At 62.3% G+C, this 13,929-nt stretch carries 12 protein-coding genes; 4 read left to right on the forward strand and 8 right to left on the reverse strand.

Translation table 11 applies throughout. The features are described from left to right. Positions 1-34: 34 nt before the first annotated feature. A complete protein-coding gene (locus NKH43_RS28495; RefSeq protein ID WP_023723132.1) occupies positions 35-1,150 on the reverse strand; it encodes a tyrosine-type recombinase/integrase in 1,116 nt (371 codons plus the stop codon). Positions 1,151-1,277: 127 nt separating this feature from the next. On the opposite strand from NKH43_RS28495, the gene NKH43_RS28500 reads away from it, so the two are divergent. Further along, complete coding sequence (locus NKH43_RS28500; RefSeq protein WP_352620127.1) at positions 1,278-2,231, forward strand: DUF1403 family protein; 954 nt, start codon at positions 1,278-1,280, stop codon at positions 2,229-2,231. 5 nt (positions 2,232-2,236) lie between these two features. Beyond that, positions 2,237-2,935 (forward strand): SMC-Scp complex subunit ScpB, encoded by a 699-nt coding sequence (gene scpB, locus NKH43_RS28505; RefSeq protein ID WP_352620115.1) that lies wholly within the window; start codon positions 2,237-2,239, stop codon positions 2,933-2,935. Positions 2,936-2,959: 24 nt separating this feature from the next. Here the strand turns inward: scpB and NKH43_RS28510 are convergent, their stop codons facing one another. The 5 genes from NKH43_RS28510 to NKH43_RS28530 all read right to left on the reverse strand — a co-directional run bounded on the left by NKH43_RS28510 (position 2,960) and on the right by NKH43_RS28530 (position 7,294). After that, positions 2,960-4,006 (reverse strand): TniQ family protein, encoded by a 1,047-nt coding sequence (locus NKH43_RS28510; protein ID WP_352620114.1) that lies wholly within the window; start codon positions 4,004-4,006, stop codon positions 2,960-2,962. Continuing rightward, entirely contained in the window at positions 4,003-4,881 is an 879-nt protein-coding gene (locus NKH43_RS28515; RefSeq protein WP_352620113.1) for a TniB family NTP-binding protein, read from the reverse strand. The genes NKH43_RS28510 and NKH43_RS28515 overlap by 4 nt, the downstream gene beginning before the upstream one ends. 1 nt (position 4,882) lies before the next feature. Continuing rightward, positions 4,883-6,535, reverse strand: a complete 1,653-nt coding sequence (locus NKH43_RS28520; RefSeq protein ID WP_352813572.1) for a TnsB C-terminal domain-containing protein — start codon at positions 6,533-6,535, stop codon at positions 4,883-4,885. Positions 6,536-6,606: 71 nt separating this feature from the next. Next, positions 6,607-6,798, reverse strand: a complete 192-nt coding sequence (locus tag NKH43_RS28525) for a hypothetical protein (RefSeq protein WP_352620112.1) — start codon at positions 6,796-6,798, stop codon at positions 6,607-6,609. Positions 6,799-7,084: 286 nt separating this feature from the next. Further along, positions 7,085-7,294 carry a hypothetical protein gene (locus NKH43_RS28530; RefSeq protein ID WP_352620111.1) on the reverse strand — a complete coding sequence of 70 codons (210 nt, stop codon included), beginning with the start codon at positions 7,292-7,294 and terminating at the stop codon, positions 7,085-7,087. Between NKH43_RS28530 and NKH43_RS28535 the strand changes: the two genes are divergently transcribed. Next, on the forward strand, positions 7,229-7,720 hold the full coding sequence (locus NKH43_RS28535; protein WP_352803398.1) for a DUF1612 domain-containing protein: 492 nt from the start codon (positions 7,229-7,231) through the stop codon (positions 7,718-7,720). The two genes, NKH43_RS28530 and NKH43_RS28535, sit on opposite strands and share 66 nt — an antisense overlap. A 261-nt stretch (positions 7,721-7,981) precedes the next feature. Here NKH43_RS28535 and NKH43_RS28540 read toward each other — a convergent pair whose 3' ends face one another. Next, positions 7,982-8,284, reverse strand: a complete 303-nt coding sequence (locus NKH43_RS28540) for a hypothetical protein (protein WP_352620110.1) — start codon at positions 8,282-8,284, stop codon at positions 7,982-7,984. Between the two features lie 348 nt (positions 8,285-8,632). Between NKH43_RS28540 and NKH43_RS28545 the strand changes: the two genes are divergently transcribed. Continuing rightward, on the forward strand, positions 8,633-8,905 hold the full coding sequence (locus NKH43_RS28545; protein ID WP_352860955.1) for a hypothetical protein: 273 nt from the start codon (positions 8,633-8,635) through the stop codon (positions 8,903-8,905). Here the strand turns inward: NKH43_RS28545 and NKH43_RS28550 are convergent. Then, positions 8,902-13,911: a hypothetical protein gene (locus NKH43_RS28550; protein ID WP_352620108.1), complete on the reverse strand. Its 5,010-nt coding sequence runs from the start codon at positions 13,909-13,911 to the stop codon at positions 8,902-8,904. The genes NKH43_RS28545 and NKH43_RS28550 overlap by 4 nt on opposite strands. Between the last annotated feature and the right edge of the window lie 18 nt (positions 13,912-13,929).

Raw genomic sequence — 13,929 nt, forward strand, 5'->3', positions numbered from 1 at the left:
CGCCGGCAGCCGGCTTCAAGCGGGGGAGGGGCTTTCAGAGCCCAGACGCCTTGGTGAGATTGACGCGGAACCGATCCCGCCGCCGCTGATATTTGCGCGTCATCTCGGCCGAGGCGTGGCCAAGCTGCTTCTGGACGTAACGCTCCTCGATGTCGGCCGAGGAGGCAAGGCCGGCGCGCAGCGAATGTCCTGAGAACAGCAGTTTCCGTTCCCCTTCCGGAAGATCCGAGCGGACGCCGGCGGCGAGTGCGGTCTGCTTGACCAGGCGCGCGACATGCTTGTCGGAGAGCCGCTCGACGTCGACGGTCTTGTTGTCCTTGAAGATGCGCCGGAAGAGCGGGCCTCTCGCGATGCGGCCGAAGCGGATCCAGCTCTCGAGGGCAGCGACGGGGCAGGTCTGGTCGGAGGCGCCGCGGCCGACCTCGACCTCGCGCCAGCCGGTCTTGCCGCGCAGCGTCACCAGGACGCCCTGGTCAGGAAAAATCTCGATCCAGCCGGCGCCGTCGCTGTGGTTGCCATCGAGATGGTCGTCGCGCGCGACGTCGAGGCCGACGATTTCCGAGCGCCGCAGCCCGCCGGCGAAGCCAAGCAGCAAAATAGCGCGGTCGCGCAGGCCGCGCAGATCATGGCCGAGCGTCGCGATCATGGCGATGAGATCGTCGCCGAGCACGGCCTCTTTTTGCCGCGGTGGCTTTGCGTGCTTGCGGCGAATGCCGGCGAGCACGGTGGCAATATGCCGATCGGCGCGATCCATTGGCACGCCGCGCTGGGTAAAGTTCCAGGCAAGACCGGAGAGGCGCCGCTCGATCGTCGCGACAGAAAGTGGGGGGAGGCCGCGTCTCGGATCCCCGGCGGCGCAGGCGCCAATATAGAGGCCGATGACCTGGCTCGACGGCGGCATCGGATCGAATCCCTCCCGGCGGCACCAGCTGGTGAAATGCCGCCAATCCTTGGCGTAAGCGTCTCTCGTGTTGTCGGAGCTGGCCGCCTTGGCGTAGGCCGTCGCGGTCTCGACGAGGGCTTCCAGACGCGCCGGCGCCCGCGAGGCGGGGGGTGAGGAGCCCATTTCCAGCACAAGGTCGACGATGTCGGGCAAATCGTCGTGGGTCGGTTCGTCGGTTATGGCCCTGTTTTCCGGGGGATTTTGCATGATTTGGGAGGCTATCAGAATACGTCCGATAAGGCAAGCTTATCGGACATAAAACACTAGCGACATGCTGTGCGGAAAACGGCGAAGCATCTGGTCGCAACCGCACATCCCGTTTACGCTGCCGGAGATGAGTCGGCAGCCCGCACCCGCATCGCAAGTCTGCTTCCCGGTCCCGCGCGTGCCGGCGTGGGCGACGCCGCGCGCCCGTTCCGGGGACCCGGTGGAAGGCACCTTCATGGCTGGCAGCGCCTTGAATGCGCTCGACAACCTCGTGCAGGCCGAACCCGAATGGAGCGGGGCGTGGCGGCATCGCCTGGCGTTGAGAGCAGCAAGCGCCTGCATAAAGCTGATCGGTCGCTCCGAGGACGAAGCGGCGTTGCGAGACGCCTGGTTGGTACGTCGGTCCGGCGACGAGCCGGGGCCTGCCGGCAATGTGCTTGCCGCGTGGCGCCGGCTGGCCGGCCGCACGCTGCCGCCTGCCACCGGCGATCTGCAGGCGGTCGCCGCCCTGCTCGGCGTCGGCTGGTCGGACGGTTTCGGCGACCTGATCGACGTCACGCGCGATGAGGTGCGCAGCGGCACGCTCGCCCCCGTGATTGCGGCGCGCATCGCAGCCGCCGTCGTGCGGGATGACCCGAAGGCCGAAATCCTGGCCTGGTGGCTGGCCGATTGCGCGCTGTCCTGGCGCATGGGCTGGCGCCACGCCGTGCCGATCCTCAGCTCGCAGATCCACACGCCGCTTCTGCGTTCGGGGTCGGAGGGCCGGCGCGCCCAGCCGGGCAGCGATGCGTTTGAGCAGGCCGCCTTCATCGCCGCGGCCCTCGGAGCGGCCGAGGCCTGCCGGCTGGCGGCGGACATGGCGGCGCGGGCCGAACGGCTTCGGGCGGTGGTGCCGAAGCTGCGATCCAAGGCGGCCGGCGACGTCGTTGACCGGCTGATCGGCGATGATGCTGTGTCGGGAACGGTGACCAGCAAGAACCTGTCACGCTGGGCCAGCCGGCGGCTGTTCGATCGTCTGGTCGAGCTCGGCGCCGTCCGCGAGCTCAGCGGCCGCACGACCTTCCGCATCTACGGGATCTGAGGTCGATGGCGGAAGCAGCGCGCGCGAAACGAGCGACGGGCCGACCAGGCGACGGTCTGTTTGATCGGGAGCTGGATCACTTGCCGCCGGAGGCGCGATGGCGGGAATGGATGCATCGCGTCGAGGCAACGATTTTCGCGGCCAGCAAACCGGTCGGCCGCGAGACGTTGGCGCGGATCGTCGGCAAGACCTGCAGCATCGACCTTTTGATCGACGACATCCGCGAGGAGTTGCGCGGTCGCCCCTACGATCTGGTCGCCGTCGCCGGCGGCTGGAAGCACCTGACCCGACCAGCCTATGCCGACGCCATCCGCACGGCCGTCGGCGAAAGCGAACGATCGGTCGACCTCACGCAGTCCGAATTGCTGGTGTTGATGTGCATCGCCTACTTCCAGCCGATTACCCGTGCAGAACTGTCGAGCTTCTTCGGCAAGGAGATCAGCCGCGACTTGATCGGCAATCTGCGCTCCTTCGGGTTCATCGCATCCGGCCCGCGCGCGCCGCAGCCGGGCGCGCCGTACACCTACGTCACCACGCAGGCATTCCTGCTGGAGTTCGGGCTCGGCACCCTGCGCGATCTGCCTGACTTCGAGGCACTTGAAGACGCGGGCCTGCTCAGCAAGGAAAAGCTGCTGGCCGGCGACATCATGTCAAGGTTCACCGATGGGGACGACCCTGGCGCCGGCACCGTTATAGACGAATAGTACCCGCGGCAGGGGCGCCACCAATCATTGGGGCTGTGGAACTCCAAGATCGCGGTGACGCTTTGACGTGGTCCGATCGCCGGCCACGCGCAGATAGGCCGTCAGCACGTCGGCAAGCCCGGCACGGGGCAGGGTTTGGCGCATGGATCTCGGCCGCGTCTGGTGCTTGTCGAGGAAGTCGGCGAAGCGGGCGATCAGTTCATCATGGCCGCCCGCCGCAAGGATCATCCGACGCCGATGCGCGGTCGCGGCGTCTTTGTCGGTCACAAGCCAGTCGAGAGATTTTGCGGCGAGCAACTCGAAGCAGCGAATGCGCGCGGCCGTCGAGAGATTCCTAAGAGTGCCCGTGGAGCCGATATCGACGACGGCCGGTGCGGACAGCACGCGCGAGACAACATCGCTGGTTGCCGCCGAACCCGTTCCCGATTCCACCCGGCATATATCCGCGATCGCACGTTCCAGTCGGCGCGCGGACGCCTTGACCGCGGTCTTGGGAGCAGCGCGCAAGTCGAAGCCGCATCGCGCACAATAGTGCTGCGCGACAACCTCGCCCTGGTCGAAGGTCGCGATGGGGGCTCGGCAGGCGGGGCAGCGATCGCGAAGGCCACAGCCATGCGCGAAACACGACGCACGCAACGCCAGCCGCCACTGCCGGCGGAAATACGGCGCCTCGTCCGCTGCAAGGCACTGCGGGCAATACTGCAGCCAGGTCGAACGCCTCCGGTGCGTGTTGTCCCGCAACGGCAGCAGGAGCGCGGCCATCGCAAAGCCGCTCATCATCATCGCCGAGATCTCCTCGGTCGCCCGGCCGGTCTGATGACAGAGCAACGTGGCGACGCGGCGCGGCAGTCGAAGGTCGAGACGCGGCGACCACATCCTCTCACTGAGGCCCAGGACGCCGGCGAACGACCGCGGCGCGATGCCGTTCGCGAGCGCGAGACGGTGGAGCCAGCTCGACAACAGCTCGTCCGGAAGCGGGTCGACGGAAACCGGCCACCGATTCCCGGCGACGTCGCCATATCGCTCGCGGATCTCGATCGTGAAGGCCGCCCGTGCTGCATTCGCTGTCACAGCAGATCCTCGCGCACCGGCGCCCGACGCCGCTTCGAGACCGGAACGTAGCGCAGCGCCTCGATGCCCGATTTCGTAATTCGCTCCTCGCCGGACCTCACTGCGGCTGAGGCCGCTGCGGAGATGATCGCCACGATCTCGCCGATCAGTCCCTCGGAGAGCTGGAATATCCTTCGCGCCAAGGGTTCATCCGAGAGATCGGACGCACGGACAAGCGGCAAGGCGCTCTTCAGGCTGTCGAGCAGCGCAAGAAACTCCTCGCCATATTGCCATCGCGGCACGGCGTGTAGGTCGAACCTGGTCGCCATTTCAGCGGTCTGGTTGACGAAGTCATAGACTGTGACCTCACCGATCAGAACCGGAGAGATGTCGAACTGGCGGCCGATCCTCCGCAGGAAGGCAAGCACGGCCTCGACGTCGCGGGCACGGCCGCGCAGCGCATTGTGGAACTCATCGAAGATCAGGATTCTGGGCTTCAGCCTGTCGAGCAGATGATCGACCTGTTCGGCTTTGCGGCCAACGTTCCGGCTGCTGCCCGTCGGCGCGCGCAAGGCCTGCAGGATGCTCCCGTAGAAATGGGCGAGACCGGCCCCCTCGCGCGTCTGCACCACCCATACCCGCTGCTGCTCAGCTGTTCTCAGATGCCGGACGGCGAACCGCTCGGCGATCATCGTCTTGCCGTTGGCATAGGGGCCGACGAGCATCAGTCCTCGGGTCCGCAACGATGGCGGCCGCGACAGAAGTTCGGCAAGGCGTTCATGCGCCGTGACCGCCACCTGATGTCCAATCCATCGCGGCGCCTGAATGTAGGTGATCCGCTCTTCCGTGCTGCGGTCGAGGTGAGGACGAACGTGATCGAGAAGATGACCCGTCATCTCACCAATCCTCCACCGGCAGGCGGCGCTTCGGGCGAGAGGGATGATCGGCGGGCGCCGGCGGCTCCGGCCGCATCGCGTCGTAGGGCTTGGGCGCGTCAGCGGCGTGGGATTTGCGCACGGCATTGCGCAGCTCGGCCTTCGACGGCTTCGATCCGCCGCTAATCTCCGCGATCCGCCGGCGCAGCGTTACCTTCTCGACATCCGTGCGCGCGTTCGCGGCGCGTCGCTGCAGGCGGTCGGCCTCGTGCTCCCACAACGTCATCGGAGCAAGCATGCCGTCGCGCCGCTCCACGGATCGAAACTCCCTGGTTTCGGGATCGCGGGCATAGACATGGCTGATGTCGCGAGGATCGTATCGAAGCTCGAGCTTGCCCAGCCGATCTCGCTGCGGAACAAGCTCGCCCAGCCAAGGTGAGTAATAGTCGAGCGCGAACATGCTGACGCCCTGCGGTGAGATGCGGCGCTCCGTTCCGGGCATGAATGCCAGCAGCACCCGCATGGCATCATCGTCGAAACGCGCAAGGTCGTGCGCCTGCCGGTTCCATTCCGACGCCGGCACCTTCAGGGTCCTCGCGTTTTGCTGCAGGTTGTGGTCGATCACCGCGAGCACGACGCATCGCTCAAGATCGGCGAAGCTGAGACGCGCCCGCCGCTCTGCGGGATATTGGTCGCGGTTCGCCACGGATCGGCCCGTTGAGCCGGGCTGCGTTGCAAGAACCCCGTTGAGCTTCCCAAGCAGCCTTTCGACCACGCCGCCGTGATGGACCCGGCCGCGATCTCGGTAGCGGATGCGGATGCCGTAGTCCTCGCACCCGCGCTGGAAGGCATTGCCCTTGAACTCCTTGGCGGAGTCGGTGACTAGCGATCGCGGTCGACCGAACATCGGCCACCCATGTTCGATACCCCGCGCAGCCAGCCATTCCTCCTTCGGACACATCGCCTGCGCCAGGCACAATGCGACCGACAGCGCCGACGGCTTTTCGAGCGTGAGGCAGAACCCGAGAATACAGCGCGTTGCCACGTCGGTGACGAGCGTCAGGTAGGCCCTGCCGACGAACGTCCCGCCGCCCTCGACAACCTCGACGAAATTGATGTCGGTCGGCGTGTGATCGATCTGGCAGACATCCAGAGGGTACGCCGCGTGGATGTATCCAGGCCGGGCCTTGAGCCGATAGAGATGTTTCGGGTTCGCAGATCGCTTCTTTGCGATTTCCTCGGCGCCAAACAATGCTGGTATTCGGCGAGCGACTGTGAGGTAGGATGGAGGAGCCAGGCCGGCCTCCTCGCAGCGGGCGCGGATCTCGGCCACGACCGGAGCGAGGGGCGGAGCCTCCAGCACCAGCCACTGCTCTCGCAGTGTCGTCGCGATGATCTTCTCGATGTCCTGCTGAAGTCGCTTCTTCCGTGTCCGATCCCGGTCCGGCAAGAGCGATGTCACGGTCCGATCGACACGGTAGCGTGTGAGCAGATTGTAGACCTGCCGTGTCGAAAGGCGCAGTTCGGCTGCGGCCCGAACGATCGCGGCCCGTCGGGGACCCGAGCCGTCCAAAATCCTGTCGAGCTCGCGCGCAACCCGGCGCGCCGTCGACCATGCTTCTTCGGAATGTGACGCTGCAGGCGCCGGTTTCAGGCTGTGCAATCGGTTCGGCAAAACGAGCGGTCAGTGAAATCATTAGCGAAAAATCATCACCATCGTAGCGCCAAAACCTAACAAGCACATGACTATTGCGCGATTGAAATCGGGAAGTGAAAGCGACAGCGACCGAGGCTTTGGCGCGGCTTGACGAGCGACTGGCGCGTTCCCCCGTCCGCGACGGTTTTGTCGAGCGCCAGCACTTCGCCGACGCAGCCGCCGCGCTCTGGCTCGCGGGCGAACTCGTCCACCTCGAGGACCTCGTCCTGCACGACGCCCATATGGACATTCGCACCCCGACCCACGAGCTCACCCGCGCCCATGCGGTGCTGCGAACCCGCCGTCGAATTTTGTCGCAGAAGCCGGACTGGGCGCTCAGCCGCGACGGTTTTTTGGCGCTGACCGGCCGGGGCGGCGCGACGCCGGCATCGGGACAAAAAAGCCGGGACGGGGAGGGGGCTGGAAGCAGCACCGTTGAAACCGACGGTCGCGATGACGCTGAGGCCGACCTGCTGGCCGAAGAATTTGCCGAGATCGATGCCGTCCTGGCCCGCTCGTCGAAGATTCTCAGCGACGCCGACGTGCCTGGTCGAAAGGAGGAAACGTCACGACGAGACCGGCCGGAGCCGCAAAACGGCCTGATCTACGATCTCGACTGGAGAAGAAGAACGGCTGGCCGAATGGCAGGCCGTTATCGCCGGGACGCGCGATCTGCCGGTCGTCCTGCGAGCGGCGATCCTGCTCGAGGCCTGGTCCGACATCGAGGTGCTGCAGCATGCCGCCTGGCTCGGGCCTCTGCTGATTGCCGCGCTGCTGCGGCAGGAAGGTCTTGCCGCCAACCATCTGGCCAGCCTGCATCTCGGCGCCAAAAACATTCCGCGGGAGCGGCGACGGGCGCGCAATCGCTCCGATCGGTTGCTGGCCTCCGTCGATGCTATCCACGACGCCGCGTTGGTCGGCCTGAAGGAACACGATCGGCTGACGATGGCGAAAAGCCAGATGGAACGTCGGTTGCGCGAACGCCGCGCCAACTCGAAGCTGCCTGACTTCCTCGAATTCGTGCTGTCGCGGCCGATCGTCTCGACTGGCATGATCCAGGAGAGGCTAAAGGTGACAAAGCAGGGGGCGCTCAACCTGGTCGGTGATCTCAATCTGCGCGAGATGACGGGGAGGAGAAGGTTTCGGGCATGGGGAATTGTTTAGTTGAACAACGTGATTGTCGAGCACGTGACCTGCCACTGAACTGTCATCCAGTGGCGATTAGAGCCTTGGCCGTTTCTGTTACGCCTCTTGGCGCGGGTTGAGCAACCGGCGGAGGCGCGGAGCCTTCCATCAGCACGACGGTGATGCCTCATTTTTGTGTCGGCGGCCTGCGGATTTCGAGAACAGTTATTCGCATGCTCGCCATTTACGTGAAGCTCGGCCAGATGCGGTATCCTCTATATAGCCAACCTCCATACAAGTCTACTTTTTGCAAATGTGGCAGTCGGTATACTCTACTTTTGGATTCTTATCGCCAAGCCAATCAACATCGCTGACCCCTTTAGCCTTATCAGTTATAGTCTCAGTTGCCGCCTGTCCGTTAGCCGCATATTCGACAATCGCGCATTGTCCAGGGGGTGCCGTCACATGGATAGTACTATCGCCAACAAGCTTTGCGCTGCCCGTGCATGTTCCTTTGAACGGAGCAGTGCAATCACATGCAAACGACACATTAGTCGCTGCTGCCGACGCGACAAATATTAGTATTGCGAGCGCCATTTTCATAGCTTTTCCTCCCTCGTTGTTAGACCGCCTTTAGGTGATCTTAAAACATTACAGTACGAATAAGAATACGGTCCCGAGTCGCAAGTTCACCCCTCACGTGCTGATGTTTGTAGGCATACGATCGTCCATCAACATTGCTTTTTCAACCTCTAGTACGGGGCAGGGGGCATAAATGTCTCCTTTGATTTATGCATCGAGAACTTAACCCCCCTCGCGAACTTTGTCACTGCATACTGAGTCGGATGGCTACGGAGGGGCTGTCAAAATATGAGCGTCACATGGCGACGAGAAAAAGCTCGAGACATGTGGTCGTACACAGCTAGGTCCAAGAAGAGGCTGGTCTTGCAAATGCGTAAGTCGCTTGACTTCAAGTTTGCAGGAAATCAAACGCGAGGTGATGTCGGTGGTGACACGTGTGTCGAGCTTGGCAATGATGAAGTTGACGCATCGATTGTTCCGGGTTCCTTTGCTATTCGCTATTCTAGGCCACAGGCAGGTAAAGACGTTATCTTGGAACCACTTCCCAATAAAACTCTTGCAAAGATCGATGAGAACGAACGTAGTCATCACGGCAAAGCTTTTGGAGGCGCCTTGGGGTCGAAGTCCCCTCTTTACATCTAGTCTACTTTGGCATCGCGTTCTCCTCTTGTGGGACCGCACTCACTTCGAGCCGGATGCTGTTCCTCTTGATTCGGTGCATTTGGCCGCATTCTGAGATGGACCGCAGAGACGTCGCGTGAGATTTTTAAGGTCTGGTCGGTGCCGTCGATCTTACTCGCGTCCGCCCATTTGCTCGGCTCCTCGAAGTCGCTGTTGTTTGTCCGGTTGGATCCAAAGGTTTTGAGGAAGTTGTCTGCCACATAGTGCTCGCTTTCCGTCACCAACACGGAAATGTGTTCACGTACGCAATCGGCCGGGAGGAAGAGTTCCTTGAGATTGGGATCCTTTACTGCCCCGTCGGCAAAGCGCCCCACAACCCATTCCACCAGTCCGTCGGATGTTCGCGGCTCCAGGAGGTCAATATGTGCCAACCCGTCCGGTTCGACGCCGGGGGCCAGCGGCCGAATCAGTGCTGGCGCGCCACTCACGCCATCGACAGGAGTGCGCATCACAGTGACGCTCAGGGTTGAGGTTGAGAGCGGCGCACCGTTGCTGTTATGGTGAAGAATGCGCGGAATGTAGGCGCCATGATAGCCGACCCCGCTGTACCGTAGCGAAATGCGTCCGTCGTCGGCCACTTCTAGTTCAAGTTGGCGGTCGGCCGGCACGCGAACCTGATTGCGCGTTGGCAATGAACACTCAACGCCTTCAATACTATGCTCCTGATAACGGACCAGCCCAAGGTTGATGTGAGGTTCGTAGGTTTCGTGCTGGTCAATTTCGATATCGACGTAGAAGCGCCCAGTGTCCGGGTCGAGTTTCGGATCGTAAAGAGCGAGTGAGACGTTGAGCGTCGAATTGGATGCCTTGTCAGGATTGGTGCTGCCAGGCTTCTTGTCCGCCGGTAACGGCATCACCGTCTTTACTGATTTCACACAATTGCGGAACGCCGATGCAGGAATCAGCGCGGGCAGGTCGCCGGAATCGTGGATTGGATCGCGGCCCCAGCGCGTCACATAGCGGGCCGCCCCCTTCGGGGGCATCCCGCTCCCGTTTGTATCTACAAGCATGGCGATTTCAGCATCGATCTCCTCGACGACCATCTGCCGGACTTCAGGGATCTCAGGCGCATCGAACAGATGCGGCGGCCAACAGACCACGCCTACGCGCTCCTTAATTCCCCGCTCGAAAAATCTGTCGCCGACGTCGCAACGGAGTCGGACAGTGCGCCTATGTCGAACGCCGCTTTTGTCCCGAATCGTCAAATCCTCCGGGTCGTAATTCTCGATCTCGTAGTGCAGGCTCGGTGCGCAAAAGATCGATGGTAGCTGCTTCGGGCGTTCGGTCGAGCGGACGATCAGCGTTCGGCTACCACTCGCTGCTCCGTCGGAACTTAGGGCGAACCGTTCGTCCAATGAATCTTCGTTAGCGTCGAACTGGCCGCGGAAGCGGCTAACGGCGCGGGCGTTGACGGTGATCGATCTGGCACGCGTGTCTTTGAACGTGTATCCCACGAACGTGGGTTTCAGCGTGGGACCATGTCCGAAGGCAAGCCCGACTACGTCGCCATCGCCTGTTGTGGGACGGTAGTCGATATCGTTCATCGACATCAGCGTCTCAGCGTGCGGTTCCGGGATGAAGCAGAACTTGCCGGTCGTTTTGTCTTTGCGCGGCGCGATGTCGTCGCGCCAGTCTTCCCAGACTCCTGTCAGGTCGAGTCTCGACGTTGATTTGCGGTGGAATCTGACACGACCGCCGAAGAAGATGCGATTGGAGCCTTGAGTAAGCTTTTTTTCAGCGTCGGCGGATTGTGATGTCGGGTTTTCTTCCGGTCCGATGCCCCAAGCGATGAGGTTGCGAGTCCAAGCCACACGGATACCGGTTTCATGATCCTTTTGACTGGGGTGCGGGTCTGGACTATGCACCGCCCAAAGCACCTCAAGGGCCGGCGCAGCCAGCGGGCGTTCGACCGCGTGTACGAGGCGCAAGGTTTGATAGCTGCTGAGCGCCGGGATCGGGAGACGCCGGAGGGCGCGCAGCAACCGATCGGCGTCGGTTTGAGTGGCGGCTAGCTCATCCATCCGCCGGCCACGGAAGTTTGGCTTTTTCTCGAAACTCTTAAGGATCTCGGCAAGCTGGCCGGCTTCACTTATATTCGCAATAGCATTGGCCGCCATGGCCGAATAATTTTGAGCGAAGTGAACCGTCGCCGCCATCGGTGCCTGTGTCGCCAAGTCCGCGACCGTCTCGGGCAGAGACCAAATGGTCAGATCGATTTGTTCAGCTGGTGCGAGCCGGACTTTTACAAGGGCTAGGCCGCTGCGATCAGGGCCGATATCCTGAGTGTCGAAAGTGCCTACAATCCGATTATGGAGCGGCAGGGCCTCTAGGGGCACTGCCACAAGCTCCAACGACAACCCCGCCATATCGGGCCAGTGGCGATCGCGCCCTCGCGAGTCAGGCGCAAGCAGATCGACAATCACCGGAGGCGAAAAGCCGAACTGCTCGGCCGGCTGACCGTTCTCGGTAAAAGCCATAGTCATAAACCGCGCCTTCGGATCAGGGTAGCTTAGCACGCTGTCCTGCGGAGTGACCAAATCCTGCATCACTGGAAGTTTTGCGGCTGTGCCGAGTTTTGGCGAGAGGGTCAATTGCTGGTAGGGCGGCTCGGGAAGATCTTCGAAGTCATCGAGTGCGCCGTGCAACTCGGCCATGTCGAACGTCGTTTCACCGGGGAGGATCACTCGCTCCTCCCGCGCATCCCTGACCTTACCGTCGTAGCCGGTGCGCACGACGACGTTCCGCGCGTCGTCGGCCTCGTCCTTTTCCTCAGGGGGTGGCTTGTGTTTGAACAGTCGTGGCGTTGGCAACGGCTCATGCCGCAGAATCGGGAAACCGTCCTCGCCAAGCGGGACACCTGGCCCCTGCGCGAGAACATATACCGAGGAATTACCCTCGTAGATTTCTGCGGCGTCCTTGAGCCTCACGCTGGAGCCGTTTATTAGCATGCAGCGAGCGCCCAACTTAACTAAACTGTCAAACCGGAAGCTTGGCAGCGAGCCCCGCTTCGGTGCGATGGTACGCTCCAGTTGGATTTCGCCGTCGCCCGAATTGGTGTTGGCGCCGTGGGCTGGAACCGCAAGGCTCCAGTTGCGCCAGCAGGCGAGCGTCTCATAGACGACGGCAAGGGGCGGTTGATTTTCATCGGAGACCTGCACGTCCCTATGCATGGTCTGCACGCTGCCACCAAAGCGGTCTACTGGCCAGACTGGCGGTGCGGCGAGCGCCGTCGGATGCTTCAGTTTGCCTTCCACTTCGGGAAAGTTGACCTCGCGGTCCATCAGACTGAGCCATCTCCATTTGTGCTCACGACCCATCTGCGTCGCCACGTCGATACGATAACCCGCGATCAGATCCTCGAGGTAGAGGACACGCTCGCTTGGTTGCAGCGTATGGCCGTCGGGCCGGTTTTCCGAGGTCAGCTCGTTGGCCCCGGCCTCGCGCCGAAACCGATCGACTATAGACAAGCCAACGCCGTGCTGACCCGACACGCCCGAGGCAAGATCTGAGCGCCGGGCGCCATCTTCGCGGGCCTGCCGATCGCTGCGTGCAGCACTCATCCAACCATCGACGGCGGCATTCACGTTGAGCGATACTATGTCAAACCGCTTCGTGTCGCCGAGGTGGAGCAAGCCAAAGCTGCATTGCGAGTCCGGCCCTTGTACATTACTTGCCCTAACCTGCAAGGTGCCGTCGCTCTGTGGGTCAATAGCGGTCCAGACCGGCGCATTGAGCACCCCACCCCCACCTCCGAAATCGGCGCGCATAAACCTCGCGTTGTTTGGCACGTTCTGAGCCGGGATAGTCACGTCGATGATCAGGCCGAAGAAGGCGGCGAGTTGCGGATACGCGTACATTCCGCCGACCACGCCCATTGTGTTGAGGGCCTTGTCGTTGTCGCTCGGACTTCGCTGCGAATCCCGGTTCCGGGCTACTTTCTCCTCGTCGTCCGGCTGCATGCCAAGCAGATAGTCGGCATAGTCGTCCCGGAGCTGCGCAGCGAAGGCTCTGGTCTCTGCGGAGGCGGAAGCCCGATTGGCTTCTGCCTTTGCAGGATCCCCGGCTATGGCGCGCCATGCGGCGTCGTAATACATCGCCGCAATTGGCGGCTTGTGTCGGTTCTCGGGTCCAAAGTTTGGAGTCTTGCGGTCACGCGACTTGCCATCGGCGCGCGCTTCACCAAGGCGCGTCGCGATGCTTTTTCCAAGTGCCGCGGAAATGCGACCGACGCGCTGGTAGCCGCGTTCGCCGTCATAAGATTCCCGCTCGACTTTGGCGCCCCCTGGAAAAAAAGGTTGCACACGGCTGGGTGCGTCGGCATAGACCTTGCCATAGTTTTCGATCCGGCGGACAGTCTCGTTTGCGAGCCCCTGGAGACCTTCGATGTTGAATGTTCTTTCAATGGGACTGTCGTCACCGCGGCTGTCCGTCGGCTGGTCTGGCCGCGTACCAGGAAACATCTCGAAAATAGCCTGGCTCTGCTGCGTCGAAGGCGCGAGCGGATTGAGGCGAGTTGCGAGACGCTCGAAGTCGTCGGTGAAATGCATCGCCACCTGGCCGAAGACGGACGCGGCTGTCATGGCGATTGCGGACATTGCCAGCCGGTCCACTGGACTCCCTAGCACGTATGTCGCGGAGCGCCGGCCCGCCTGAACCGCGAGGGCACTTTCACCTTTAACCAACGTGCCCGGGGATGTACGTGCAGTCGCATCGAGCAGGTCGCGGCCGACCGCCTGCACCCAAAGTTCATCGCGATCGGTGGTATTGGCCGGCCGAGGAATCCACTCGAGGAGCGTTGCCTTTTGGCGAAAACCTGTATCGAAGACGATGTCGACGCTGTCCGGCGTAAGGCGACTAAAGATTTCCGACGGCCACCGTGAGAGATCCACGTTCCGTGCGCCAGAGCTTTCAACGCTGTCGTCGGGCTGCAACACCAGCGAGATGACGAGATCGCCATTGTCAAGCACCTTACATGGTTCCGGGAC

The organism is Mesorhizobium sp. M1163, from assembly GCF_040318415.1.
GTDB lineage: Bacteria > Pseudomonadota > Alphaproteobacteria > Rhizobiales > Rhizobiaceae > Mesorhizobium.

Coding starts and splice junctions, on each gene's coding strand:
- NKH43_RS28495 (WP_023723132.1), bottom strand. CDS start 1,150: ATGCAAAATCCCCCGGAAAACAGGGCCATAACCGACGAACCGACCCAC.
- NKH43_RS28500 (WP_352620127.1), top strand. CDS start 1,278: ATGAGTCGGCAGCCCGCACCCGCATCGCAAGTCTGCTTCCCGGTCCCG.
- scpB (WP_352620115.1), top strand. CDS start 2,237: ATGGCGGAAGCAGCGCGCGCGAAACGAGCGACGGGCCGACCAGGCGAC.
- NKH43_RS28515 (WP_352620113.1), bottom strand. CDS start 4,881: ATGACGGGTCATCTTCTCGATCACGTTCGTCCTCACCTCGACCGCAGC.
- NKH43_RS28525 (WP_352620112.1), bottom strand. CDS start 6,798: ATGGGCGTCGTGCAGGACGAGGTCCTCGAGGTGGACGAGTTCGCCCGC.
- NKH43_RS28530 (WP_352620111.1), bottom strand. CDS start 7,294: ATGCTGCAGCACCTCGATGTCGGACCAGGCCTCGAGCAGGATCGCCGC.
- NKH43_RS28540 (WP_352620110.1), bottom strand. CDS start 8,284: ATGAAAATGGCGCTCGCAATACTAATATTTGTCGCGTCGGCAGCAGCG.
- NKH43_RS28545 (WP_352860955.1), top strand. CDS start 8,633: ATGCGTAAGTCGCTTGACTTCAAGTTTGCAGGAAATCAAACGCGAGGT.